The sequence below is a fragment of the Clostridium sp. AM29-11AC genome, from assembly GCF_003480545.1.
GTDB classification, from domain to species: Bacteria; Bacillota; Clostridia; order Lachnospirales; family Lachnospiraceae; genus Otoolea; species Otoolea saccharolyticum_A.
In genome coordinates, this window is record NZ_QUJI01000021.1 from 1 (window position 1) to 25,491 (window position 25,491).

A 25,491-nucleotide genomic window follows, 5' to 3' on the forward strand; every position below is an offset into this window, starting at 1 on the left:
TATAGCATACAGACCTTGGAGAGGGTCTATAAACACTACTACTATATAATACGAGGATAAAGACAGCTTATGCGTGATTTTTATGAGAGTCTCTGTGAGGCAGCAGGGGGAGAGGCCGTAAGGGCAGACGAGCCCATGGCTGCCCACACGACCTTCCGGACAGGAGGAAAGGCCGCATTTTTTGCGGCTGTGCAGAATGAGGCAGCGCTGCGGCGTGTGACGCTTCTGTGCAGGGAGCTGGGGATACCATTTTATCTTCTGGGAAACGGAAGCAACCTTCTGGTGGGCAGCAGGGGCTATGACGGGGTAATGATTAAGCTGGAGGGAGAGTTCCTTGGCTGCAGCCTGGAAAAAGAGAGGGATGCCGTCTGCGAGAAGGACGGAAATAAAGGCCAGGCAGCAGGAGGGAGGCTTCCCCTCCGGACTGCGGAGGACGGCAGCGTGACTGTCTGCGCCGGAGCCGGGATTCTTCTCTCCCGAATCGGACGTCTGGCTATGGAAAACGGGCTTACAGGCTTTGAGTTCGCAGCGGGAATCCCCGGAACCCTGGGAGGGGCCGTGGTGATGAACGCCGGGGCCTACGGCGGCGAGATGAAGGACATTCTGAGCTCTGTACGGGTGATGGAGAGGGAGGGGCAGATCCGCGAGCTTCCTGCACAAGAGCTTGCCCTGTCCTACCGCCACAGCTGTGTTCCGGAGAGGGGACTGACCGTCCTCTCTGCAAGGCTGACTCTCAGAAAAGGGGAGGAAGGAAAGATACGGGCCAGGATGGAAGAGCTTTCCGCAGCCAGGCGGGAAAAGCAGCCCCTTGAATACCCCAGCGCGGGAAGCACATTTAAAAGGCCGGAGGGCTATTTTGCAGGAAAGCTCATCCAGGATGCAGGGCTTAAGGGGTACTCTGTGGGAGGAGCCCAGGTTTCTGAAAAGCATGCCGGCTTTGTCATCAACAGAAATCAGGCCACACCGGAGGATATAAGAGCACTGATAGAGGAAGTACAGAAGAGAGTATGGGAGACGTCAGGCGTTTGCCTTGAGCCCGAGGTAAAGTTTCTGGGCTTTGAAAATGAAAACAGACAGCAGGAGCTTTTCAGGGGCAGGCAGGAGGCAGACGGTGCAGAGAAGGAGTAGATTATGCGTCTTGTCATCGTAACGGGAATGAGCGGAGCCGGAAAGACGGCAGCCCTTAAAATGCTTGAGGATATGGGATTTTACTGTGTGGATAACCTTCCGATCCAGCTGGTGGGAAAGTTTGCGGAGCTGATAAGCGCTGGAAGAGGAGAACACAGCCGGGCGGCCCTGGGAATTGACATTAGAAGCGGGGAATCTCTGGAAGAGCTGGGAGCCGTTTTGAAGGAATGGGATCAGAAGGGATTTTCCTATGAAATCCTGTTTCTGGACGCCAGCGACGAGGTTCTCATCAAGCGGTATAAGGAAACCAGGAGAAGCCATCCCCTGGCAGGCCTGGAGCGGATTGACCGGGGGATTGAGAGGGAGCGAAGGAGGGTGGCTTTCCTGAAAAAGAAGGCCGACTATATCCTGGATACCAGTATGCTCCTGACTAAGGAGCTTCGGATGGAGCTGGAAAAAATCTTTGTGTCCAATGAGGATTACAGGAGTCTGTTTGTGACCGTGCTCAGCTTCGGTTTTAAGTACGGCATACCGGTGGATGCGGATCTGGTGTTTGATGTGCGCTTTCTGCCCAACCCCTACTATGTGGATGAGCTGAAAAACCACACGGGCAATGAGGCAAAGGTACAGGAGTTTGTCATGGGCGGAGGGCTTGCAGAGGAATTCCTGAAAAAGCTCTACGATATGGTTGTCTTTCTCCTTCCCCACTATGTGGAGGAGGGAAAGAACCAGCTTGTCATCGCGGTGGGATGTACCGGAGGAAAGCACCGCTCTGTCACCATCGCCAATCAGCTCTATGAGAGGCTTTCCTCTGAGGAGGATATAGGTCTTAAGATTGAGCACAGAGACATTGAGAAGGACAGCAGGAGAAAGCAGGAGGGTTAGATTTGTCTTTTTCTTCACATGTGAAAGAGGAGCTGTCTAGGCAGGTGAGCCCTGCCAGACACTGCCAGATAGCGGAGACAGCGGCTATTCTGAGCCTGTGCGGGAAGGTTCATATTACGGAGGACAACAGCTACACCATACGGATCCATACGGAAAATGTGGCTGTTGCAAGAAAATACTTTACTTTACTGAAAAAAGCATTTAATATTAGAGCGGATGTGGCAATCCGCAGGAATGCATTTTTGAAAAAAAACAGAACGTATACAGTGGCAGTCAGGAAAAATGAGGATGCGGTGAGAGTGCTGCAGGCGGCCCGGCTTCTCTGCGAGGACGGGGACGTGTATGAGAACATGTCTGTTGTCAAAAACCTGATCATCCAGAATTCCTGCTGTCGGAGAGCCTTTATCCGGGGGGCCTTTCTAGCCGCTGGATCTATCAGTGATCCGGAAAAATTTTATCATTTTGAGATTGTCTGCGCGTCCATGGAGAAGGCGGAGCAGCTGAAGGAAATCATAGCGACTTTTTCCATTGAGGCAAAAATAGTTGTCAGGAAGAAGTATTATGTGGTATATATTAAAGAGGGCAGTCAGATCGTGGAGATCCTCAGTGTCATGGAGGCTCCTGTAGCTCTGATGGAGCTTGAGAACATCAGAATTCTCAAGGAGATGAGAAACAGTGTGAACCGCCAGGTCAACTGTGAAACTGCCAATATTAATAAGACAGTGTCCGCTGCCGTCAAGCAGCTGGAAGATATTGAGTATATCAGGGACACAGTCGGACTGGACTATCTGCCTGAATCACTAGCTGAGATCGCCCAGGCGAGATTGGAACGGCCAGATGCAACTTTGAAGGAACTTGGAGAAGCCCTCAGTCCGCCAGTGGGAAAATCAGGAGTCAACCACCGGCTGAGAAAGGTCAGCGCCATTGCTGAAAACCTGCGGGGGCAGAGAGAACAGCAGTAGGGAATTGTTCCTTAAAAGAATGAGGAGGAAAGTTATGAGAAGTAAGGAAATCACTATCGAACTGGCATCAGGTCTGGAGGCGCGCCCGGTTGCCATGCTGGTACAGGTGGCGAGTCAGTATGAAAGCCGTATTTATATGGAATACGCAAATAAAAAGGTAAATGCCAAGAGCATTATGGGAATGATGTCCCTTGTACTTCCGGTAGGCGAAAAGGTGACTGTCACAGCAGACGGAAGCGATGAGGAGCTGGCGATCGAAAATATCGAGAGATACCTGTCTGCACAGTAGGAAGCTGTATGTCCGGCTGCTGTGGAAAGACAAGATATAGATGGACACGGAGGGAGCAGGTCAGCTGTTTCCCTCTTTTTTTGTCTGTTTTTGCCCGGACGGGAAGCAGACGGAAGGCAGAGAAGCTGCCCCACAGAGGGCACCGCAATTTTGCAGGCCGGGGGAGGATAGAGGTCGCCAAAAGAGGATTTTTGTGATACACTATCGTCATGGGACATGGAAAACCCAAATCAGAACCAAGGTATCGTTCAAAAGATAGATTCAAGAGACAGATTTATAGAAGAAATAGAAGAAAGAGATAAAAGAGAGAATAGAAGAAAAGGAGAATACATGGCTTTTACACATCTTCATGTGCATACAGAATACAGCCTGCTGGACGCGTCGTCCAAGATAAAGGAACTAGTGGCGAGGGCGAAGGAGCTGGGCATGGACAGTCTGGCAATCACCGATCACGGCGTCATGTACGGAGTGATTGACTTTTACCGCGCCGCCAGGGAAGCCGGAATTAAGCCTGTTCTGGGCTGCGAGATCTACGTCGCCCCGGGCTCCAGGTTCGACCGGGAGATCGGCGCGGGAGAAGATAAGTACTATCATCTGATTCTGCTTGCAGAGAACAATGAGGGCTATCAGAACCTGATGAAAATTGTGTCCACGGGCTTTGTGGAGGGATTCTACTACAAGCCCAGGGTGGACTTTGAGACTCTGGAAAGGTACAGCAGGGGACTTATCTGCCTTTCTGCGTGTCTGGCAGGTGAGGTGCAGAGAAATCTGGCCCGCGGCATGTACGAGGAGGGAAAAAAGGCGGCTCTCAGGTACCAGAGCATTTTCGGGGAGGGAAACTTCTTCCTGGAGCTTCAGGATCACGGAATCCCCCTGCAGAAAACCGTAAACCAGGGACTTCTGCGCATGAGTCAGGACACGGGCATCCCTCTCGTGGCCACCAATGACTGCCACTATATCTACAGGGAGGACGAGAAATCTCATGACATTCTGCTCTGCATCCAGACGGGGAAAAAGGTGGCAGACGAGAACCGGATGCGCTATGAGGGAGGCCAGTATTATCTCAAGTCCGAGGAGGAGATGAAGAGTATCTTCCCATATGCCCTGGAAGCCCTTGAGAATACCCATAAAATTGCAGAGCGCTGCAATGTGGAGATTGAATTTGGCGTCACGAAGATCCCCCAGTTCGACGTGCCGGGAGGAAAGACCTCCTGGGAATACTTAAATGAGCTGTGCGAGGAGGGATTCCGGACACGGTACCCGGACGACGATGGCACTCTGAGAAAGAGGCTTGACTATGAGCTGTCTGTAATTCAGTCCATGGGGTATGTGGACTATTTCCTCATTGTCTGGGACTTCATTCACTTTGCCCGCTCCCACGATATTATGGTGGGGCCGGGGCGGGGCTCTGCGGCTGGAAGCATTGTGTCCTACTGCCTCAGGATTACAGACATTGATCCCATCCGCTACAACCTGCTTTTTGAGCGCTTTCTGAACCCGGAGAGGGTGTCTATGCCGGATATTGATATAGACTTCTGCTTTGAAAGGCGCCAGGAGGTCATCGACTATGTGGTTCAGAAGTACGGCAGGGACCGGGTGGTTCAGATTGTCACCTTCGGTACCCTGGCAGCCAAGGGTGTGGTCAGGGACGTGGGAAGAGTGCTCGACATGCCCTATGCAAAGTGCGACGCAGTGGCCAAGATGATACCGGGCGATCTGGGCATGACCCTTGACAAGGCTTTAAAGACACCGGAGCTTCGGGAGGCCTATGACAGCGATCCGGAGATCAAGTATCTGATCGACATGAGCCGAAGGCTCGAGGGACTTCCCAGACATACGTCCATGCATGCGGCCGGTGTCGTGATCAGCCGGAATAAGGTAGATGAGTACGTGCCTCTCTCCAGGGCTGCAGACGGCTCCATCACCACCCAGTTTACCATGACTACCCTGGAGGAGCTGGGGCTTTTAAAGATGGACTTTCTGGGGCTTCGCACCCTCACGGTGATTCAGAATGCCGTGCGCCAGGCGGAAAAGACACACCATATTAAAATCGACTTAAACAAGATTGACTATAATGACAAGGCGGTGCTGGAATCTCTGGGAACGGGGAAGAATGACGGTGTGTTCCAGCTGGAGAGCAGCGGAATGAAGAGCTTCATGAAGGAGCTGAAGCCGGAGAATCTGGAGGACATTATCGCCGGAATCTCCCTGTACCGCCCGGGTCCTATGGATTTTATCCCCAAGTATCTGAAGGGAAAGAACGACAGGGCCTCCATCACCTACGACTGCCCTCAGCTGGAGCCTATTCTGAGCCCCACCTACGGCTGTATCGTCTATCAGGAGCAGGTAATGCAGATCGTGCGGGATCTGGCCGGCTACACCCTGGGACGAAGCGACCTGGTACGCCGCGCCATGTCAAAGAAGAAGGCGGCTGTTATGGAAAAGGAGCGCCAGAACTTCGTCTACGGAAATCCGGAGGAGGGAGTGAAGGGCTGCATCGCAAACGGAATTGATGAAAAGACGGCCAACACCATCTACGACGAGATGATCGACTTTGCAAAATACGCCTTCAACAAGTCCCACGCCGCGGCCTATGCGGTGGTTTCTTACCAGACAGCGTATCTGAAGTATTACTATCCGGTGGAGTTTATGGCGGCCCTTATGACATCCGTGAAGGATAATGTGTCCAAGGTTTCCGAGTATATTCTCACCTGTCGCCAGATGGGGATGAAAATCATGCCCCCCGACATCAATGAGGGGGAGGGAGGCTTCTCCGTATCAAACGGCGCTATCCGCTACGGCCTGTCGGCGCTCAAGAGCATCGGGCAGACTGTGGTGGATGAGATTGTAAAAGAGAGAACAGAGAGAGGGCCCTTTGTATCCCTGGCAGACTTTATTGACCGGATGAGCAATAAGGAGGTAAATAAGAGGACCATCGAGAGCTTTATCAAATCGGGAGCCCTCGACAGTCTTCCCGGCACAAGAAAACAGAAATTCCTGGTGTCGGCCGCCCTTCTGGAGCAGAAAAACAAAGAAAAGAAAAATTCCATGGAGGGGCAGATGTCTCTGTTCGACTTTGTGGAGGAGGAAGAGAAGGAGCAGTTCCAGATCACATTTCCGGATGTGGGAGAGTACACCAAGGAGGAGCTTCTGGCCTTTGAGAAAGAGATGCTGGGCGTGTACGTCAGCGGTCATCCCCTGGAGGAGTACATGGACCTCTGGAAAAAGAACGTCACCGCCGTCTCCTCGGACTTTATCGTAGACGAGGAGGAGGGACATGCCAAGGTGAGAGACGGCTCCTATGTGACAATCGGAGGCATGATTACGGAAAAAACGGTCAAAACTACCAGACAGAATAAGATGATGGCTTTTATCACCGTGGAGGATCTGGCGGGAACCGTGGAGGTGCTGATCTTTCCGAAGGATTATGAGAAAAAGAGGGATCTCCTGATTGTGGATGAAAAGGTATTTGTCCAGGGAAGAGTTTCCATCGGAGACGATCCGGTGGGAAAGGTGATTTGTGAAAGAATTATCCCATTTTCCATGGTGCCGAAGGAGATCTGGCTGAAATATCCAAACAAGGAGGCCTATTTCGGGGCGGAGCAGGAGCTTCTCGAAATGCTCCAGCTCAGCGAGGGTCATGACCAGGTTGTGATTTATCTCGAGGCAGAGCGGGCGAAAAAGGTGCTTCCGGCCAACTGGAATGTGAGCGCCGACGAAACCCTGCTCAGGAACCTTTCTGCAAAACTTGGTGAAAAAAATATCAGAGTCGTGGAAAAAACTATTGAAAAGATAGGGAAAATGAATTAGAATGGACACGATAAAATACAGAAACATTTGTGTTTTGATAGATGTAGCAAATGGAGGTAGAGGAAGATGGCAAAAGAAGTTAAGACAATCGGCGTTCTCACCAGCGGCGGCGACGCACCGGGAATGAATGCGGCAATCCGCGCGGTAGTCAGAACAGCAATCAACAAGGGGCTGAAGGTAAAGGGTATTATGAGGGGATACGCCGGACTTCTCCAGGAGGAGATTGTGGATATGAACGGACTCAGCGTTGCCGATATTATCGGTCGCGGAGGCACAGTGCTGTACACAGCCAGATGCCCTGAGTTTACCACTGCTGAGGGCCAGCAGAAGGGCGCGGAGATCTGCCGCAAGCACGGCATCGACGGCCTTGTGGTAATCGGAGGAGACGGTTCCTTTAAGGGAGCCGGAAAGCTGTCTGCCCTGGGCATCAACACAGTGGGCCTTCCGGGAACCATTGATCTGGATATTGCCTGCACGGACTATACCATCGGCTTTGACACCGCAGTGAATACGGCCATGGATGCCATCGACCGCGTGCGCGATACATCCACATCCCATGAGCGCTGCAGCATCATCGAGGTAATGGGCCGCAACGCCGGATACATCGCCCTCTGGTGCGGTCTTGCAAACGGAGCGGAGGACATTCTGCTTCCGGAGAGATATGACGGCAATGAGCAGGAGCTTATCAGCCGCATTATCGAGAACCGCAAGCGCGGCAAGAAGCATCACATTATCATCAATGCCGAGGGAATCGGACACTCTGCTTCCATGGCGAGAAGAATTGAGGCTGCCACAGGAATCGAGACAAGGGCTACCATCCTTGGCTACATGCAGAGAGGCGGAGCGCCTACCTGCAAGGACAGAGTATACGCATCCATCATGGGCGCCAAGGCTGTGGAGCTTCTGTGCGCCGGAAAGAGCAACCGGGTAGTGGCATATAAGAACGGAGAGTATGTGGACTATGACATTCAGGAGGCTCTGAACATGAAGAAGGATATTTCCGAGGAGCAGTACAATATCAGCAAGATGCTGGTTCGCTAAAGGCAGGCAGAAAGCCGCCCTTCGGAAAGAGAAAAGATGACAGTTCAGAAAGAGACATCAGGACGTGGAGAGACGTCCTGGTGTCTTTTTGTACGGACAGGAGAGGCGAAGACATATAAGAGGCTTCGGAGCCCCAAAGCGGCGAACCGGAGCAGATAAGGCAAAAGAAGAGAAAGGGGATGACAGAGGAAGATGGAAGAAACTATGGTGCTCTGCGGAGCCAACTCCTATGTGGAAAAATACTATTTTAACGAAAAATTCAAGGGCCTTCCTGAAGCAGTGAAGGAGGAGCTTCAGATTATGTGCGTCATGTTTACGGAGGACGTGGGAGGCGTGCTGACACTGGAATTTACGCCGGAGGGAGAGCTCCAGTTTAAGGTGGCATCTGCTGATACGGACTATCTGTTTGACGAGATCGGAAGCGCGCTGAAAATCAAGCAGTATCAGAGGGAAAAGAGAGAGCTGCTGGAATCACTGGAACTCTACTACCGTGTATTCATCCGCGAGGACGGGGAGAAAATTGCAAAGCTTCTGAAGAAGGCTGAGGAGATGGAGGCGGCAGAGAAGGCCGGAAAGGAAGGAATAGAGGAGCCGGAGACCAGAAAGGAGAAGGAGAGGGCCGGGCTTCAGGAAGAGAGGACGCAGGAGAGCGGGAAAGGGCAGGACAGATGAAGCTGAAAATCGGAAATGTGGAGCTTGACAGCCCGGTGGCCCTGGCACCCATGGCGGGAGTGACGGATCTGCCCTTTCGCATCCTCTGCAGAGAGCAGGGATGCGGCCTGATGTGCACGGAGATGGTCAGCGCCAAGGCTCTTCTCTACAAGAACAGAAATACGAAGCCCCTTCTGGAGACGAAGCCGGAGGAACGGCCTGTGGCAGTCCAGCTTTTTGGCTCTGATCCGGAGATCATGAGTGAGATGGCCCTGATGCTGGAGGAAGGGCCTTATGATATCATTGACGTCAATATGGGCTGCCCGGTTCCGAAGATTGTGAACAACGGGGAGGGCTCAGCCCTGATGAAAAATCCGAAGCTGGCAGGAGAGATCCTCTCGGCCATGACGAGAAAGCTGAAGAAGCCTGTGACAGTCAAGTTCCGAAAAGGGTTTAACGATGAGAGCGTCAATGCCGTGGAGTTTGCAAAGATGGCGGAGCAGAGCGGAGCGGCGGCTGTGGCAGTCCATGGGAGAACCAGGGAACAGTTTTATTCCGGAAAGGCTGACTGGGACATTATCCGTCAGGTGAAGGAGGCAGTGAGAATTCCGGTTATCGGAAACGGGGATATTTTCACACCCCAGGATGCCGGGAGAATGATGGAGGAAACCGGCTGCGACGGGGTGATGGTGGCCAGAGGAGCCAAGGGAAATCCGTGGATTTTCAGCAGGATTGACCATTACCTGAAAACAGGGGAGGTGCTGCCAAAGCAGGGGCCGGAGGAAGTAAAGCAGATGATCCTGCGCCATGCAGAGCTGCTCGTCGCATTTAAGGGCGAGTATACGGCCATGCGGGAGATGAGAAAGCATGTATCCTGGTACACGGCCGGATACCCCCATTCGGCGGCCCTCCGAAATGAAATCAACCTGGTGGAAACCATGGAGGAGCTTGCGGAGCTGGTGCTGGAGCGGATGTAGAAAATGCAGAGAACGGAGGCGGCGCGTCAAGCCCTCTTTCGGTACTTTTGTGACACCCCGAAAACCCTGTAAATATGAGCGTTCAGGGGGATCTATTCTTGACATCGCCGGTCAATTCAGTTATAATATTGCGTTGCAGAATAAAGAATAGAGAAAAAGAGAAAAACAGGTGCCAAAGTAAGGTGCGGCACAGGAATAGAAGGGATGATTTCCCTATAAAATGTATCCGAAAGGAAGGAAAGTATCATGGCAGATAAGAAACACATTCTCACTTACACAGGCTTAAAGCAGTACGAGGACGAGCTGCAGGATTTAAAGGTGAACAAGCGCCAGGAGATCGCCCAGAAAATCAAGGAAGCGAGAGAGCAGGGCGACCTGTCTGAGAACGCAGAGTACGATGCTGCTAAGGATGAGCAGAGAGATATTGAGGCAAGGATTGAGCAGCTGGAAAAGCTCTTAAAAAATGCGGAGGTTGTTGTTGAGGAGGAGATTGACCTTGAGAAGATCAACATCGGCTGCCGCGTAAAGCTCCTCGATGTGGAGGAGGATGAGGAGATGGAGTTCAAGATTGTGGGCTCCACAGAGGCAAACAGCCTTCAGAACAAGATTTCCAACGAGTCGCCGGTGGGCCATGCGCTGCTTGGCAAGAAGGTGGGCGACGTAGTGGATGTGGAGACACAGGCAGGAATGATCCAGTACAAGGTGCTGGAGATCCAGAGAGTATCATAAATAACCGCACAAAGGAGTGAAGACAGTGGCAGAGCAGCAGAACAACAGAGAAGAGCAGGAGTTAAACCATTTATTAAAGGTGCGCCGTGAGAAGCTTTCCGAGCTTTGCGAGAGTGGCAGGGATCCGTTCCAGATCACGAAGTACGATGTGACAGCGCACAGCATGGAAGTAAAGGAAAACTACGAGGAGATGGAGGGCAAAGAGGTATCCCTGGCAGGACGAATGATGTCCAAGCGTGTCATGGGAAAGGCGTCCTTCTGCAACCTCCAGGATTTGCAGGGAAATATCCAGTCTTACGTTGCAAGGGATGATATCGGCGAGGAGGCCTACAAGGATTTCAAGAAGCTGGATATCGGCGATATTATCGGTATCCGCGGAGTGGTGTTCAAGACTAAGACAGGTGAAATTTCTATCCATGCAAAAAGTGTTGAGCTGCTCTCCAAGAGCCTTCAGATCCTTCCGGAGAAGTTCCACGGCCTGACAAACACAGACATGCGCTACCGTCAGAGATATGTGGATCTGATCATGAATCCGGAGGTAAAGGATACCTTTATCAAGCGCTCCCAGATTGTAAAGGAGATCAGGAATTTCCTGGACGGCAGGAACTTCATGGAGGTGGAGACACCGGTTCTCGTAGCCAATGCAGGCGGCGCCAACGCAAGACCGTTCCAGACTCATTTCAACGCTCTGGACGAGGATGTGAATTTAAGAATTTCCCTTGAGCTCTACTTAAAGAGACTGATCGTCGGAGGAATGGAGCGCGTTTACGAGATCGGACGTGTATTCAGAAACGAGGGAACAGATACAAAGCACAATCCGGAGTTTACCCTTCTGGAGGTTTACCAGGCATTCACCAACTATGAGGGAATGATGGAGCTGACAGAGACCATGTTCCGTGAGGTAGCCAGAAAGGTGCTGGGAACCCTTCAGGTAGAGTACGACGGTGAGATCATCGATCTGGAGAAGCCCTTTGCCCGCATCACCATGATCGATGCCGTGAAGCAGTACAGCGGCGTGGACTTTAGGGAGATCCACACAGACGAGGAGGCAAAGGCAGCTGCCAGGGAGCATAACATCCAGTTTGAGGCCCGCCACAAGAAGGGCGACATCCTGAACCTGTTCTTTGAGGAGTACGTGGAGGATAAGCTGGTTCAGCCTACCTTCGTCACCGATCACCCGGTAGATATTTCCCCGCTTTCCAAGAGAAAGCCTCAGGATCCGGAGTATACAGAGCGCTTTGAGCTCTACATTACCCGCAGGGAGTTTGCAAATGCTTACTCTGAGTTAAATGATCCGATTGATCAGAGGGAGAGATTTTTAGCCCAGGAGGCTTTAAAGGCAGCAGGAGACGACGAGGCCTGCTCCATGGACGAGGACTTCATCAACGCCCTGATGATCGGCATGCCGCCGACAGGAGGCCTTGGAATCGGCATCGATCGGTTCGTTATGCTGCTGACCAACTCCTACGCTATCAGAGATGTGCTGCTGTTCCCGACGATGAAGTCACTGGATGCAAAGAAAGGCGAGGGCAGGACAGTGCAGGCGGCAGAAGCCCAGGCACCTTCCGCATTTGCCGGCGTATCTGCAGCTCAGCCGCAGCTTGACCTTTCCAAGGTTAAGATTGAGCCGTTATTTGAGGATTTCGTGGACTTTGAGACCTTCGCAAAGTCTGATTTCAGGGTAGTGAAGATTGAGGCCTGCGAGGCAGTTCCGAAGTCAAAGAAGCTCCTGAAGTTCACTCTGAATGACGGAACAGAGCGCAGACGCACAATCTTAAGCGGAATTCATGAGTACTATGAGCCGGAGGAGCTGGTTGGAAAGACCTGCGTGGCCATCACCAACCTGCCTGCCAGAAAGATGATGGGCATTGACTCCGAGGGAATGCTGATTTCCGCTGTGTATGAGTATGACGGACATGAGGGACTGAATCTTCTGATGCTGGACGACGTGATTCCGGCAGGTGCGAAGCTGTACTAAAGCGGCTGAAAACAATCGTTTTCGTTCCCAAATATAACTGTGCTATAAGGGTACGATAAATTTAAGCGGTCAGAGAACACTAATCAGAGATTTTAAATTAGATACAGAATAATATCAAACTGTATTAAGGACGGAATAGGACACTTTTCTAAAAAACGTTAGAGAGGTGTCCTTTTTCATTTATCATTATCAATTAAAGGAAAGCAGGCGCTGAGCCAAAGGTGCACTTTCCGGTTCATATAGATGAGTTCCTGTAATATGTGAAGTTTTCCGGAAAGATAAAACTGCCAGCAGGAAAGGCCTGCTGACAGTGAAAGAAAACGATATGGTAATGGTGTTTTAAATCTATTCACCCAAAGATATTTCGATGTAAGCGCCGTCGCCGTAGGGATCGGCCAGGACTAAGGTTTTGCTGCCGGAAGCAAAGAAATAGGATTTTTCATAGGTTTCTGTCGGTTCGCCGAACAACTGAGTCAGTGTTTTTGCGTATTCTTTGATATCAGACTGTCCTAAGCTGATAACTGCCTGTTCCAGAATATTGGAACCTTCCTGATATAAGTTGAAGGTCAGGGAGACGTTTGCATTTTCCCCCAGGATCGAGAGTGCGTAGGTACGATCCAGAATAAGTCCTGCTTCGTTCCTCACTTCCTCTCCCTGACCCAGGAGTGCAGTTACTTCAGAGTCCGATTTTCCCACCATATCCGTCAGGCTCTTCAAATCCACGTTGGATTGAGAAACTGTCTTACTTTCTGTCTGAGCAGCCGCTGTAGCTGCTGCGGCTGTGGTCTGCACAACAGCCTTCGTGGCTGCAGCAGTAGTCTGCTGGACTGCCTTTGCAGCTGCCGAAGCGGTTGTTTCGGGGCTTACCTCTGAAGCTGTCTGCGCGGCTGTTTCCTGAACCGCCTCCATAGCTGCCTCGCTGCTTGTTTCTTCAACCGCAGCGGTTTCTGCAAATGCAGCAGTTGTTTCCTGTGGGCTGCTGCTGCAGCCGGATAAAGCCAGAAGGCAGAGAGAGAGTACTAAATAATTGCGTAATTTCATATATCCTCCTATGTAATAGATTTGCACATACCTGTTATGGTATGGTGTGCTTTTATTAATTCCGCACCTGGGTATTAATTTCTTGATAAGCTACATATAGCTGAATATTCTTTTGACCTGGTGATATGGTCATTCGATTGGTTCCTTATAGCCTCCTTCCGTTGATAAATTGTCTTGCAGGAACTGTACCGATACGCAAAAACCGGCTGTCTTCAATATCCTGTTAAAGACGGAAATCCTGAAAAAGCAAAACATTTTGTTGATTGTCGAATACTTCGTGTAATGTGATTACTGATTCTCTATCTGCAAATGCTTAACAGGTTTCGACAGTATATCATAGGGCTATTAAAAAGAAAAGACAACATGCTCGGTTTTAAGAATTCTTAAGAAATATCTTAATTTTGCTTTAGAATATTCAGGATGCATAATGGCTATAGTCTACTAACCTATTTACTTCATTTATGATAAGACGCCTGAGAATACTTCGTCATGCTTTTCCGGGAAATCTGTTCTTGTCTCCCGATTTACCCATGCCGTCCAGAATGGGAATGAGGGACTCTCATCCCTCTGTCAAATGGTATTCTACTTTTTGGCATAATTCGAGGGTATTCTTCCCGGAGAATAAGCCGTTTGGATGCAATTGTTTGGGAGAGTTGCAACCTCGCTTTCTGCAGTTGAATTGCGCATGGCTTTTAAGTATAATGAAATCAGAAAATTGGTATGGGGAGAGATATATATGCATGAACTTTGTGGTACAAACTGCTGCAGCAGGTGCAGCCGCCGGGAGGAATGCGGCAGCTGTCAGAATGTAAAGGGGCATCCTTTTGGCGGAAATTGTATTGTCGCCGAATGTATCGAGCAAGGCGGAAAAGATGAATTTCTGCGTTTCAAGGAGAACCTGATTTCAGAGATTAACGGGCTTGGAATCAAAGGGGTTGAGGTAAACGACCTCAATCTGTTAAACGGATTCTTTGTGAATCTGGAATATCCTCTTGCAAACGGGAAAACAGTAAAATTGCTGAAAGATAACAACGTTTATTTAGGAAATCAAATTGAAATATCCGGCAAGGAAAGGTGTTATGGAGTTGTTGCCGATAGAAATTACATTCTTGTGTGCGAATATGGCTGCAACGGAGCAGAGCCGGAGATTATTTTATATAAAAAGCGTGAAAGCAGAATTTGTTAAGAATTATACAAAACTAGCGAAATCTTTTGTAAGGATCGATATAAAAAATACCGTTTTATGGGAGGGAGGCCGTCATTGGCTGAACAGATTCTCCCTCCGGTTACGGCAGCTTAAAAAGTATTTCCAGATGAGGACCTTTAGCTTCCCTGCCATCCCCGAAAGAGAGCTCCAGTTCCTTCCATCTTTCAAACAAAGCGTCATGAAGCCCCAACAGTTAGCAGCAGTCTGGCAACCGGCAATGCAGCAGTTTAAACTGTCTTCAGGGAGGAAAACAGGCTATGAAATTCCTTCCGCTCCTCTTTCCTGCAGACCAGATAATAGGTCACAGCCGCCTCCGGATCCGAGATAGGCACATGAATGCGGTTTGTATCGGCCTCGATATACTTTTCTGCCAGGTCGGAGGTGAAGGCAGGCAGGGAGGAAGCTTTGAGCAGCTCGCTGAAATTAAAGCGGTCATCCTGAGTCAGAAAACGTGAGTCCGGCATCTTTTCTGTCCGCACGAAATTCCAGAACCCAATGTTTGACATTAAAAGCATATTTTCTCCGTTCATTTCCGCAAACGACAGACTCTTTCTCCTTCCGAAACGATGGCCTCTGGGCAGGGCAAACATCAGGGATTCTCTGCCGCACTCTCTGGAAAAAAGCTGAGGATCTTCCGGTGACTTCTGCAGCACAGCCAGATGATACGTATGGTTTCTGAGTCCCTCCAAGAGCACTTCTTCATCCGCCATTTCCGTCTGAATTGTCATGTGAGGATACTGGTTATAAATAAACGGGGTAAGAATCCATATGGGGGCGGGAGAGCAGACCCCAATAGTAAGGGTACGGTTTTTGCGGTCGAACTCTCGTATCTTTACGGGGAGGGAATCGGCATCATCCATAATCTTCTGAATCAGCTGCAGAGCATACTTCCCGTTTTCATTGAGCTCCAGCCGGTTTTTTGTGCGGGTAAACAGTGTAACTCCCAGTTCTTCCTCCAGCTTTTTCATATTTCTGCTCAGCGCCGGCTGGGAGAGATGCAGCAGTTTTGCCGCATCAGACAGTGTTCCGCAGCCGGCAAAGGCTGCAAACTGGCGCAATTCATAAAGTTCGATCATAAACCCCTCCTTCAGTATAAATTTAATTTATAGTCTTATACGCCATTGGCATTGTACGTTTTCCTATTAAAAGACTATTATATGTGTGAAAAGAGAAAAAACTTCAAGATACGTTTTTAAATGATTAACTGTAATTATAGCATGAAGCAGATTCTCCTGCAAATCAATTCAGAACGGAGGGATACAAGGCAATATGGTTTTCTACTTTACCGCAACTGGAAACAGTCTTTATGTGGCCAAGCAGCTGGAACCCCGTCCGGTCAGCATTGCCCAGGCAGTCCATGACAATGAAAAGGTCTACCGGGCAGAGAGGATAGGAATCGTGTGTCCGGTATTCGGCCATGAAATGCCGGAGCTGGTAAAGGAGTTTTTGAAGGCTTCCCGCTTTGAGACAGAGTATTTCTATATTTTGCTCACCTATGGCTGTCTTCACGGAGGCGCTTCCGAGCTGGCAGAGAAATTTGTCCGGGCCCAGGGCATCCAGCCTGCTTATATCAATGTGATTCTGATGGTCGATAATTTCCTGCCTGCCTTTGATATGGATGAGGAGCGGATGATTGACAAACAGGTGGATGTGCAGCTGGGACGGATCAAAAAGGACATTGCAGAGAAAATACACTTTATTTCCCCTGTGACAGAGAAAGATCGGGCCATACACCAGGCCTATCTTGATTTTGCCGCAAAAACACCGCCTGATGCCCTCTCCCATATGTATCAGATTACAGACGAGTGCATCGGATGCGGAATCTGCCAGAAGGTATGTCCAAAGGGATGTTTTCATCTGGAGGGACAGAAAAGCATCTGGAAGCCAGCGGGCTGCATCAGCTGCATGGCCTGCATCCATGCCTGCCCCATGGCGGCCATCCATCTGACCATGCCGGAGAAGAATCCGAAAGCCAGATACCGCAATGAAAATGTCAGTATCTGCGAGATTATTGACGCCAACAACCAAATGAATCAGGAAATGAATAGGAGGAAATGAACATGGAATTTTTAACACTGAACACAGGAGCAAAGATGCCTTTGGAGGGCTTTGGCGTATTCCAGATTCCCGACGCAGCCCAGTGTGAGGAGGTTGTATACAATGCAGTCAAAACGGGCTATCGCCTTCTGGACACCGCTGCCGCCTATATGAACGAAGAGGCGGTTGGAAAAGGAGTGGCCAGAGCCATCGCGGATGGTCTCATTACAAGAGAGGAGCTGTTTATCACCACCAAGGTATGGGTTCAGGACCAGAAAACAGAGGAGACTGCTTACGAGGCTGTTAAGGCTTCCCTGGCAAAGTTAAATATGTCTTATGTGGATCTTATTTTGCTTCACCAGCCTATGGGAGATTACTTTGCCGCTTACCGCGGAATCGAAAAAGCCTATAAGGACGGCCTGACAAAGGCCATCGGCGTGGCAAACTTCTATCCGGCCATCCTTGCCAATCTCTGCGAGAATGTGGAGGTGATTCCGGCGGTTAATCAGGTGGAGCTCCACCCCTTCTTTGTCCAGAAAGAAGCTCTGGAAAATATGAAGGCATATGGGGTGATTCCTCAGGCATGGGGCCCCTTAGCTGAAGGAAAGCATGGAATCTTCACAGACCCGGAGCTTACAAAGATCGGGGAGAAATATGGCAAGAGCGCAGCTCAGGTAGTGCTTCGCTGGAATGCTCAGCGCGGCGTTTCCATTATCCCTAAGTCGGTACATGTGGAGCGGATGGAGCAGAATATCGATATCTGGGATTTCCAGCTGACCGATGAGGAGATGGAACAGCTCGCCTCCAAAGATCTGGGGCACAGCGAGATTGTAAACCATGATGATCCGGCTTTTGTGAAAATGCTCTGCGGGATGAAGGTTCACGCGTAAAAAGCGATCAGAGTTTCGTCCATAAAATAAGCGAAAAAATGGGGAGTCCCCCATGGCTTTAAGCCGAAGGCGGCTGTAAAGTGATAGAAATGAATTCTAACGAGGAGGTTTCAGCTGACGATGAGAAAACAGGGATGGAAACGGATGGCGGCTGTTATGGCGGCAATGATGCTCATGACTGGCTGCGCCAATAGCGGCACCACGGCTGCGACGGCTGCGGCAACAGCGGCTGCAGAAGAAACAGCGGCAGAGACGGATGCCAGGGCTGCAGACGGAGAGGAAGATACTTCAGAGGAGATGGCAGCCGTTCCGGAAGGAGCGCTGGTGATCGCCAGGCAGGGTATGTTCTCCTCCGGAGGTACTGTGACAGAGCCGGTGGAAGGGGAGTTTGATGAGACAACCAACTGGCTGGACTTAACAAGAGCGGGAAATACGGCTCATGTGGACCACGCCAATGTGCTCTATCAGATTCCGGCCAATGACAACGGAAATCCGATTGTCTACCTTCATGGATATGGACAGTCCAGGATGGGGTGGATGACCACTCCTGATGGAAGAGAGGGATGGTCAGATATTTTCCTGAAAAACGGTCACAGCGCTTTTCTGGTAGACCAGCCAAGACGCGGTGAGGCAGGTTCCACAGCGGCCATGACTGCGGATAATATCGATACCTGGTCAGAGGATTCCAAGGAATACATGCCGGGCGACCAGGCGTGGTACACCCACTTCAGAATCGGCCGGGTTGCGCCGGAGCGGTATGAGGGCTCTCAGTTCCCGGAGGGAGAGGAAGCTCAGAATCAGTTTTTCCGTCAGATGACACCCAATACGGGTTCTTACGATGAGGCAGTAGATGCCGCAGCTTTAGGGGAAGTGATGAATGATGTGTATGAGATGACAGGAGACAAGGCCATCTACATTACTCATTCCCAGGGCGGCAGAGTCGGCTGGTCTACGCCAATGGAGCATGTCTCTGCGATTGTTGCCATCGAGCCGGGCGGAACGCCGGAAATCGGTTCTGAAACCTATCAGAAGCTTCTGGATGCGAAGATTCCGATTGTCATTTATTTTGGAGACTATATTGATAATGGCCCGCAGGATATCCAGTCAACCGGTTTCTGGAAAGAGGTAAAAGACGCTGCATTTGAATTTGCCGAGGCATATAATGCAGACGGCGGTGACTGCACCGTTGTAGATTTGCCTAAGGAGGGCATTACCGGAAACAGCCATTTTATGTTCCAGGAGATGAATAATCAGGAGATCGCGGAACATATAGAAAGCTGGCTGGCAGAGAGAGGATTAAATTAATCTGCAATTAATTCATTCATATCTGCAGCCGCTGGCGGACGAAAAATACTTTCAGAAGGGCCTATACCGGACACCGCCTGGCAGAGGTCCTTCTGCTCTCTTACAAGCGGCCAAACAGACGGAGCCTTAAGATACGGCGTTTAAAATAATCTGATAATAAGCAGGAGGAGAACATTATGTCAGCAAGAAAAAATTTCGGAGCAAAACCATATTTATTTCCACAGCCGGTTCTGATTATCGGAACCTATGATGAAAACGGAAAAGCAAATGCCATGAATGCTGCATGGGGCGGCATTGTGGGCGCAGATGAGATTATGATTGATCTTTCTCATCACAAAACTACAGAGAATCTGATGAAAACAAAGGCCTTTACGGTGAGCGCGGCAGATGCAGAGCATATGGTGGCCTGCGATTATGTGGGAATTGTGTCCGGCAGTACTGAACCCAACAAAATGGAAAAAGCAGGATTCACCACCACAAAAAGCGAGTTTGTCAATGCGCCGATCATCAATGAACTTCCGGTTACGCTGGAATGTGAACTGGTGGATGTGATCGATGGAAGCAAATACCTGGGCCGGATCAAAAATGTCAGTGTAGATGAGAGGGTACTTGGAGAAGATGGAGAAATCAGCCTGGATCTCTTCTTCCCGATTACCTACGACATAGTACATCATGGATATTACAGGCTTGGGGAACGGGTAGGAAATGCCTTCCAGGACGGCGGAAAGCTGAAGTAATACGCGCCCCGGGGACTCAAAACGACAGTGTGCACTCGAAAAAGGAGGCAAAATGAGAAACAGATTTTTATACGGGACCATGGGAGTGGCTGTAATTTCTGCATTGCTGTCCGGGTGTGGAAGTAGCGCACAGAAAAACAGCTCAGCTCAGACAGAAACAGTACAGGAGATTTCAGCAGAATCCGAGGCTGAAACTGCGGCAGCCAAAACTGCCGGAGAGGAAAGTATTATCACCAACGGCGGAGAGACGATCGCGCTTTCTTCCCTGGAGCATCAGACGGAAGATTCTGAATCGGCAGTCTACTATACCTCAGAAATCAGCCCGCAGGCCATGCTGGATTCCTATGCAGCTCTTGGCGAGGGGCTCACCGGAGAACATATCGCAGTGAAGCTCTCCACGGGTGAGCCGCCTGCCAGCAATTACCTGGATCCGGATTTAATCGCAGATCTGGTGCATCAGGTGAACGGAACCATTGCGGAAAATAACACAGCCTACGGCGGTCAGAGAGCCAGCACCGCCATGCATTACCAGGTGGCGGAGGATCACGGTTTTACCGCCATCGCCGATTTTGTGGTTCTGGATGAAAATGGTTCGGTGAGCCTTCCGGTGGAGGGTGGGACACGTCTTTCGGAAAACCTGGTGGGAGCCCATTTTCCGGAGTACGACGGCTATCTGGTTCTGTCCCACTTTAAGGGTCACGCTATGGCCGGCTTTGGAGGAGCCATTAAAAATATTTCCATCGGGCTGGGCTCCCAGGAGGGAAAATGCCTGATCCACACAGCGGGTGAGAGCCGTACCAGCCCCTGGGGCGGTGAGCAGGCTCCCTTTACGAAGAGCATGGCCGAGGCTGGAAAATCCGTGGTGGATGCCCTGGATGGAAATATTCTTTATATCAGCGTCATGAATCACCTGTCGGTGGACTGTGACTGCAATGAAAATCCGGCAGAACCGGATATGCACGATATCGGAATACTAGCCTCAGCCGATCCGGTGGCCCTGGACCAGGCGTGCGTAGATCTGGTCTATGCTTCTAAAGACGATACCGCTTCCCTGATTGAGAGAATGGAGTCCCGCAATGCCATTCACGTCCTGGAACACGGAGAGGAAATCGGCCTGGGAAGCAGAAGCTACCGACTGGTAAATATTGATGATTGAGTCTCTTCATCGTGAATTTGTCTACCTCTGGTATTACTTTGACATACAGTTCAGACAGATTTTCGGATACTGGGTGCTGGGGATTTTCCTCGGCTCCTGTGTATCCGTCTTTTTGAAGGACAAAATTCACGGTTTTTTTCGGGCTATGGGAGCCGGCAGACTGGGGCTTGCGGGAATTGTGCCTGCCAGTCTGCTGGGAATCGCCTCCCCTCTCTGCATGTATGGGACAATCCCTCTGGCTGCCTCCTTTTCCAGAAGCGGAATGCGCGATGAATGGCTGGCGTCCTTCATGATGTGTTCCATTCTTTTGAATCCGCAGCTGATCGTTTACAGCACGGCACTTGGAACCACTGCCCTTATAGTCCGGATTGTATCCTGCTTCTTCTGCGGAATCGCTGCCGGCCTTCTGCTCCATCTCTTCTTCAGAGGGAAAGCCTTCTTTAAGTTCGATGGTTTTGACGAGCCCCCCAGTCATGACACCGATCCCAATCTGTTTTTGCGGCTGGCAAAGAATATCGGGAGAAATATTCGGGCCACCGGCCTGTATTTTCTCTTTGGTATTTTTCTTTCCGCAGTTTTTCAGCGCTATGTACCGGAAGATTTCATGACAGCCTTTTTTGGCGGGAACGAAGCGTTCGGCGTTTTGATGGCGGCGACGATAGGGGTGCCGTTATATGCCTGCGGAGGCGGTACGATCCCTCTTTTGCAGGCGTGGCTTGCCGACGGGATGAGCATGGGGAGCGCCGCAGCTTTTATGATTACAGGTCCATCTACAAAGATTACCAATCTCGGAGCGTTAAAAATTGTCCTGGGCGCGAAAAACTTTGTCCTTTACCTTGTTTTTGTTATGGCATTTTCTTTTATTACCGGTTTGACTGTAAATCTGGTGGTATAACAGGGTATCGATAAAAAGTAAAAATGAAAGGAATCAGCAAATGATGAAGCGAAAAATAGCTGCTGCCGCAGCGCTCTCACTGGTACTTGGGCTCACAGCCTGCACATCTGATACGTCAGATAGCTCGTCAGATAGCTCAAATACAGCAGATACATCAAATGCCGGCGCAGATCTGTTCTCGATTCAGACGTCGGTGGATTATCCCGGAGATATTGATGAATTAATCGACTATGCCTCTTCTGAGCAGGAAGAAGATGTGAGGCCGGAACTGACCTCTCACATTGAGAATCTGGATGATTATGACACGGTTTTTATTGGCTATCCCCTGTGGTGGTATGATCTTCCCCAGGTGATGTACAGCTTCTTTGATGAATATGATTTCTCGGGAAAAACACTCATTCCCTTTGATGTTCATAATGGCAGCCGGCTTTCTGATACTGTGGAAACCATTCAGGAATTAGAACCGGATGCTCAGGTTATCACAGATGGTTTTACCATAAGTCAAAGCACTGTGGCAGAAGAAACAGAGAGTGTGGCAGAAGAAGTGAGCAGCTGGCTTCAGGGACTTCGGAACTAATTTTAGGCGAGAGGGCGGAACATGAAGACAAGAAGAAAATGTAAGATGCTGATGATCGGCGCAGTGCTGGCGGCTTCTCTGCGTGCCTGCGGCTCGGTTTCTTCCGGCCAGAGCAGAGGAGAAGGCGGGCAGACAGAGACCTCCATGGAAAGCACAGGAACAGAGGCTTTTGGAGAACCGGATGGAGCGGAAGGGGAGGATACGGGATTTACCCCTGCAGACAGAAATACAAAGGTGCAGGATGTAACTCAGTCCCCTGTATTTGGAGAATATGGACGGCTGATTTTTCCGGTGGATCAGACCATTCCGGATGACCTGACTTTGGAACATGTGGAAAGCATTCTCCCCTGGTACAGCGATGTAAATCCGGATAAGACCGTGGAGATCGTAAATTATCTGGGAGAGCAGGCCGCCTCCGGCAGTCAGATCTTTTTTGACATCTACACGGAAGAGGAAAAAGCACAGGATCCCCAAAAGGAAAATACCGGCCTGTTTTTCTTCCGCGGAGAGCCGGGCGGCAAGACGGCAATCTGCAGCGCGGGAGGAGGCTTTGTCTATGTAGGAGCCATGCAGGACAGTTTTCCCCATGCGCTGGAGTTGTCGAAAAACGGCTACAATGCCTTTGCGCTGATCTATCGTCCCGGTGCGCAGACTGCCTGTGAGGATCTGGCTCGCGCCATTGCTTTTCTCCATAATCACGCAGAGGAACTGGAAATTGATATGGCGGATTACTCTCTGTGGGGCGGTTCTGCCGGCGCAAGAATGGCGGCGTGGCTTGGCTCCTATGGAACTCAAAGCTTCGGAGAACAGGAGTATCCCCGCCCGGCTGCCGTGATTATGCAGTACACGGGCCTGTCTGAGGTAACCGGAAATGAGCCGCCGACCTATAACTGCGTGGGAACCAGGGACGGCATTGCATCTTACCGCATTATGGAAGACCGGATAAGCAGGATCAAAGAGCAGGGGACGGACGCCGAAATCCAGGTGTTTGAGGGACTGCCCCACGGCTTTGGACTGGGAGAAGGAACCACAGCAGAAGGGTGGATTAACCGCGCCATCGCCTTCTGGGAGAGGCGAATGTAGAAAACAGGGAAGTATGGCAGTTTCAGGCTCCGTACTTCCCTGTTTTTTTGCGAATTTTCCTCCGCTTCTGACGGGACCGCCCTTTCGGATATTATTCCGGGCTTTCCAGGCCGCCTGCGGCTGAAACAGGAGCGGCCTGCCTGAGCCTGTCCGTGCAGATTTAACTCTTAGTTTCCACAGCGGGAATTTATAAAAATGTAACTTTTCTGCAATAAAAATGACGAAACTGTTAAAACCTTTATGAAAATTTTAAGATTTTCCTCTTGACGGGTGCTGGGGCAGATCTGGTAGACTATTACTGTATCAAATTGTCGAAATTGGTCATAAATGGCAGGGTGAGACAGGAGAAATTCTGCCATGCAGCAGGCTGAAAACACAGCAGCGGATCAAAGACGGAAACAAAGCAAGGGAAGATGCCTTAAAAGCAGAAGGAAGAATCAGAGGTACAGAGGCCTAGATTTTGAAGACTGAAATTTTAAGGATTGAGATTTTGAAACAGGGCTTTACCAGCGATAAAGCCCCGCAAAGGAGAAGAAACGTATGAAGAAAAAATTACCTTTCGCGGCTCTGACGATGGCCGGGATTCTGGGAGCCTCTGTGTGGCTTCAGCCGCTGACGGCTTATGCGGCTGCCTGGGAGCGCTCCGGAAATGTGTATGAGATGCCTGACGGCTCCCCGATCACAGGCGTATTCCGAAGAGGAATTGACGTATCTCACTGGCAGCAGGATGTGGACTGGAACCAGGTAGCTGCTGACGATGTGGATTTCGTTATGCTGGGAACCAGATACAAGGGAGAGGTAGATCCCAATTTCAGGAAAAATGCAGACGCAGCCTATGCAGCCGGTGTGGAGCTGGGAGCCTATATCTACTCCTACGCCACCAGCGTGGAGATGGCGGAGCAGGAGGCTGATTTTATTCTGGAGCTGGTGAAGGACTATCCGATTTCCTACCCGATTGCCTTCGATGCGGAGGATGCGGGAACGCTGGGTACACTTCCACCGGAGCAGGTCAGCCAGATTATCAATGCGTTCTGCAAAAAGATTGAGGATGCCGGCTATCATCCCATGGTTTATGCCAACGAGTACTGGCTGAACAATAAAATTGACAGGGATTCCCTCGATTATGATGTGTGGGTTGCCCGGTACAATGTGATGTATACTTATGACAGTCCGGCGATCTGGCAGGCCACAAACACTGGCTCTGTAAACGGCATTGCCGGAAATGTGGATATCGATTTCCAGTTTAAGGATTACTCCTCTGTTATTCCGGCTGACACGTGGAGAGAGATTGGCCAAAACAGGTATTACTATCAGAATTATGTGATGCAGAAGGACGCCTGGATTCACGATGGCAATGGCTGGTATTACATGAACAGCTCGGGAAACCCGGCCAAGGGCTGGCAGGAATTTCATGACGGAACCTACTATCTGGAGGAGCCGGACGGAAGGATGGCTGAAGGCTGGAGAGAGCTTGACCAGAACTATTACTATTTTAACAGTTCCGGCCGTATGACCACAGGCTGGCAGGACGTGGGCGGAACCTGGTACTATATGGACAGCGAGGGCCATATGCAGACAGGCTGGCAGGACATCGACGGAAAGCGCTATTATCTGAACTCCTCGGGAGCCATGCTTTCGGGCTGGCAGGATATCGACGGAGCACGCTATTATCTGAACGCTTCCGGTGCCATGCAGACGGGCTGGCAGCAGCTTGACGGAACCTGGTACTATCTGGGCGAAGACGGAAAGAGAAGGACAGACTGGCAGCAGGTGAGAGAAAGCTGGTATTATCTGGACGGCGAGGGACGGATGCTCACAGGCTGGCAGGACATCGGCGGGTCCCGCTACTATCTGAACGGTTCCGGGGCTATGCTTACAGGCTGGCAGGATATCGACGGGGCACGCTATTATCTGAACAGTTCGGGAGCCATGCTTTCAGGCTGGCAGGATATTGACGGAAGCCGGTATTATCTTGGAACAGACGGGCGCATGGCGACGGGCTGGCAGGATATTGACGGAGGCCGGTACTATCTCGGAACAGACGGGCGCATGGCGACGGGCTGGCAGGATATTGACGGAGGCCGGTACTATCTCGGAACAGACGGGCGCATGG

The 25,491-nt window shown here is 50.6% G+C and carries 21 protein-coding genes and 1 pseudogene; 20 read left to right on the forward strand and 2 right to left on the reverse strand.

Annotated elements, in window-relative coordinates:
• The first annotated feature begins 69 nt into the window (after positions 1-69).
• The 10 genes and pseudogenes from murB to lysS all read left to right on the forward strand — a co-directional run bounded on the left by murB (position 70) and on the right by lysS (position 12,450).
• Positions 70-1,128 (forward strand): UDP-N-acetylmuramate dehydrogenase, encoded by a 1,059-nt coding sequence (gene murB, locus DW757_RS13685; RefSeq protein ID WP_118751984.1) that lies wholly within the window; start codon positions 70-72, stop codon positions 1,126-1,128.
• 3 nt (positions 1,129-1,131) lie between these two features.
• Entirely contained in the window at positions 1,132-2,013 is an 882-nt protein-coding gene (rapZ, locus tag DW757_RS13690; protein ID WP_008395369.1) for an RNase adapter RapZ, read from the forward strand.
• Positions 2,014-2,015: 2 nt separating this feature from the next.
• Complete coding sequence (whiA, locus tag DW757_RS13695) at positions 2,016-2,975, forward strand: DNA-binding protein WhiA (RefSeq protein ID WP_087382242.1); 960 nt, start codon at positions 2,016-2,018, stop codon at positions 2,973-2,975.
• A 34-nt stretch (positions 2,976-3,009) separates the two neighbouring features.
• Positions 3,010-3,264, forward strand: a complete 255-nt coding sequence (locus DW757_RS13700; RefSeq protein WP_015573631.1) for an HPr family phosphocarrier protein — start codon at positions 3,010-3,012, stop codon at positions 3,262-3,264.
• Between the two features lie 330 nt (positions 3,265-3,594).
• Positions 3,595-7,074: a DNA polymerase III subunit alpha gene (locus DW757_RS13710; protein ID WP_118751985.1), complete on the forward strand. Its 3,480-nt coding sequence runs from the start codon at positions 3,595-3,597 to the stop codon at positions 7,072-7,074.
• 66 nt (positions 7,075-7,140) lie between these two features.
• Positions 7,141-8,115, forward strand: a complete 975-nt coding sequence (pfkA, locus tag DW757_RS13715) for a 6-phosphofructokinase (RefSeq protein WP_118751986.1) — start codon at positions 7,141-7,143, stop codon at positions 8,113-8,115.
• Between the two features lie 192 nt (positions 8,116-8,307).
• Positions 8,308-8,637 (forward strand): annotated as a pseudogene (locus tag DW757_RS17780) (DUF6145 family protein); the annotation flags it as partial.
• Between the two features lie 146 nt (positions 8,638-8,783).
• Positions 8,784-9,743: a tRNA dihydrouridine synthase DusB gene (dusB, locus tag DW757_RS13725; RefSeq protein ID WP_118751988.1), complete on the forward strand. Its 960-nt coding sequence runs from the start codon at positions 8,784-8,786 to the stop codon at positions 9,741-9,743.
• A gap of 246 nt (positions 9,744-9,989) precedes the next feature.
• Positions 9,990-10,472, forward strand: a complete 483-nt coding sequence (greA, locus tag DW757_RS13730) for a transcription elongation factor GreA (RefSeq protein ID WP_008395361.1) — start codon at positions 9,990-9,992, stop codon at positions 10,470-10,472.
• 25 nt (positions 10,473-10,497) lie between these two features.
• On the forward strand, positions 10,498-12,450 hold the full coding sequence (lysS, locus tag DW757_RS13735; RefSeq protein WP_118751989.1) for a lysine--tRNA ligase: 1,953 nt from the start codon (positions 10,498-10,500) through the stop codon (positions 12,448-12,450).
• Between the two features lie 345 nt (positions 12,451-12,795).
• Here lysS and DW757_RS13740 read toward each other — a convergent pair whose 3' ends face one another.
• Positions 12,796-13,491 (reverse strand): hypothetical protein, encoded by a 696-nt coding sequence (locus DW757_RS13740; RefSeq protein ID WP_008394804.1) that lies wholly within the window; start codon positions 13,489-13,491, stop codon positions 12,796-12,798.
• Between the two features lie 634 nt (positions 13,492-14,125).
• Between DW757_RS13740 and DW757_RS13745 the strand changes: the two genes are divergently transcribed.
• Positions 14,126-14,677 carry a DUF3795 domain-containing protein gene (locus DW757_RS13745; RefSeq protein WP_243033699.1) on the forward strand — a complete coding sequence of 184 codons (552 nt, stop codon included), beginning with the start codon at positions 14,126-14,128 and terminating at the stop codon, positions 14,675-14,677.
• A gap of 248 nt (positions 14,678-14,925) precedes the next feature.
• Here the strand turns inward: DW757_RS13745 and DW757_RS13750 are convergent, their stop codons facing one another.
• Positions 14,926-15,774 (reverse strand): LysR family transcriptional regulator, encoded by an 849-nt coding sequence (locus DW757_RS13750; protein WP_118751990.1) that lies wholly within the window; start codon positions 15,772-15,774, stop codon positions 14,926-14,928.
• A gap of 193 nt (positions 15,775-15,967) precedes the next feature.
• Here DW757_RS13750 and DW757_RS13755 point away from each other — a divergent pair, with 193 nt between their 5' ends.
• From DW757_RS13755 to DW757_RS13795, 9 genes are all read left to right on the forward strand, one after another.
• On the forward strand, positions 15,968-16,756 hold the full coding sequence (locus tag DW757_RS13755) for an EFR1 family ferrodoxin (RefSeq protein ID WP_118751991.1): 789 nt from the start codon (positions 15,968-15,970) through the stop codon (positions 16,754-16,756).
• Entirely contained in the window at positions 16,753-17,625 is an 873-nt protein-coding gene (locus DW757_RS13760; RefSeq protein ID WP_118751992.1) for an aldo/keto reductase, read from the forward strand. The genes DW757_RS13755 and DW757_RS13760 overlap by 4 nt, the downstream gene beginning before the upstream one ends.
• Positions 17,626-17,745: 120 nt before the next feature.
• Positions 17,746-18,930 (forward strand): alpha/beta fold hydrolase, encoded by a 1,185-nt coding sequence (locus DW757_RS13765; protein WP_118751993.1) that lies wholly within the window; start codon positions 17,746-17,748, stop codon positions 18,928-18,930.
• 176 nt (positions 18,931-19,106) lie between these two features.
• On the forward strand, positions 19,107-19,667 hold the full coding sequence (locus DW757_RS13770; RefSeq protein WP_118751994.1) for a flavin reductase family protein: 561 nt from the start codon (positions 19,107-19,109) through the stop codon (positions 19,665-19,667).
• A 52-nt stretch (positions 19,668-19,719) separates the two neighbouring features.
• Positions 19,720-20,823 carry a DUF362 domain-containing protein gene (locus DW757_RS13775; protein ID WP_243033701.1) on the forward strand — a complete coding sequence of 368 codons (1,104 nt, stop codon included), beginning with the start codon at positions 19,720-19,722 and terminating at the stop codon, positions 20,821-20,823.
• Complete coding sequence (locus DW757_RS13780) at positions 20,816-21,718, forward strand: permease (RefSeq protein ID WP_118751995.1); 903 nt, start codon at positions 20,816-20,818, stop codon at positions 21,716-21,718. Before DW757_RS13775 ends, DW757_RS13780 begins: the two co-directional genes overlap by 8 nt.
• Positions 21,719-21,758: 40 nt before the next feature.
• Complete coding sequence (locus DW757_RS13785) at positions 21,759-22,295, forward strand: flavodoxin (RefSeq protein ID WP_243033703.1); 537 nt, start codon at positions 21,759-21,761, stop codon at positions 22,293-22,295.
• A gap of 21 nt (positions 22,296-22,316) precedes the next feature.
• Positions 22,317-23,378: an alpha/beta hydrolase gene (locus DW757_RS13790; protein ID WP_118751996.1), complete on the forward strand. Its 1,062-nt coding sequence runs from the start codon at positions 22,317-22,319 to the stop codon at positions 23,376-23,378.
• A gap of 540 nt (positions 23,379-23,918) precedes the next feature.
• On the forward strand, positions 23,919-25,491 hold a 1,573-nt coding region (locus DW757_RS13795; RefSeq protein ID WP_118752010.1), incomplete at its 3' end, for a GH25 family lysozyme.

Coding starts and splice junctions, on each gene's coding strand:
- dusB (WP_118751988.1), top strand. CDS start 8,784: ATGAAGCTGAAAATCGGAAATGTGGAGCTTGACAGCCCGGTGGCCCTG.
- DW757_RS13780 (WP_118751995.1), top strand. CDS start 20,816: ATGATTGAGTCTCTTCATCGTGAATTTGTCTACCTCTGGTATTACTTT.
- DW757_RS13760 (WP_118751992.1), top strand. CDS start 16,753: ATGAACATGGAATTTTTAACACTGAACACAGGAGCAAAGATGCCTTTG.
- rapZ (WP_008395369.1), top strand. CDS start 1,132: ATGCGTCTTGTCATCGTAACGGGAATGAGCGGAGCCGGAAAGACGGCA.
- DW757_RS13750 (WP_118751990.1), bottom strand. CDS start 15,774: ATGATCGAACTTTATGAATTGCGCCAGTTTGCAGCCTTTGCCGGCTGC.
- DW757_RS13700 (WP_015573631.1), top strand. CDS start 3,010: ATGAGAAGTAAGGAAATCACTATCGAACTGGCATCAGGTCTGGAGGCG.
- greA (WP_008395361.1), top strand. CDS start 9,990: ATGGCAGATAAGAAACACATTCTCACTTACACAGGCTTAAAGCAGTAC.
- DW757_RS13770 (WP_118751994.1), top strand. CDS start 19,107: ATGTCAGCAAGAAAAAATTTCGGAGCAAAACCATATTTATTTCCACAG.
- DW757_RS13755 (WP_118751991.1), top strand. CDS start 15,968: ATGGTTTTCTACTTTACCGCAACTGGAAACAGTCTTTATGTGGCCAAG.
- DW757_RS13785 (WP_243033703.1), top strand. CDS start 21,759: ATGATGAAGCGAAAAATAGCTGCTGCCGCAGCGCTCTCACTGGTACTT.
- pfkA (WP_118751986.1), top strand. CDS start 7,141: ATGGCAAAAGAAGTTAAGACAATCGGCGTTCTCACCAGCGGCGGCGAC.
- murB (WP_118751984.1), top strand. CDS start 70: ATGCGTGATTTTTATGAGAGTCTCTGTGAGGCAGCAGGGGGAGAGGCC.
- DW757_RS13740 (WP_008394804.1), bottom strand. CDS start 13,491: ATGAAATTACGCAATTATTTAGTACTCTCTCTCTGCCTTCTGGCTTTA.
- DW757_RS13745 (WP_243033699.1), top strand. CDS start 14,126: ATGCAATTGTTTGGGAGAGTTGCAACCTCGCTTTCTGCAGTTGAATTG.
- DW757_RS13790 (WP_118751996.1), top strand. CDS start 22,317: ATGAAGACAAGAAGAAAATGTAAGATGCTGATGATCGGCGCAGTGCTG.
- DW757_RS13775 (WP_243033701.1), top strand. CDS start 19,720: ATGAGAAACAGATTTTTATACGGGACCATGGGAGTGGCTGTAATTTCT.
- DW757_RS13710 (WP_118751985.1), top strand. CDS start 3,595: ATGGCTTTTACACATCTTCATGTGCATACAGAATACAGCCTGCTGGAC.
- DW757_RS13765 (WP_118751993.1), top strand. CDS start 17,746: ATGAGAAAACAGGGATGGAAACGGATGGCGGCTGTTATGGCGGCAATG.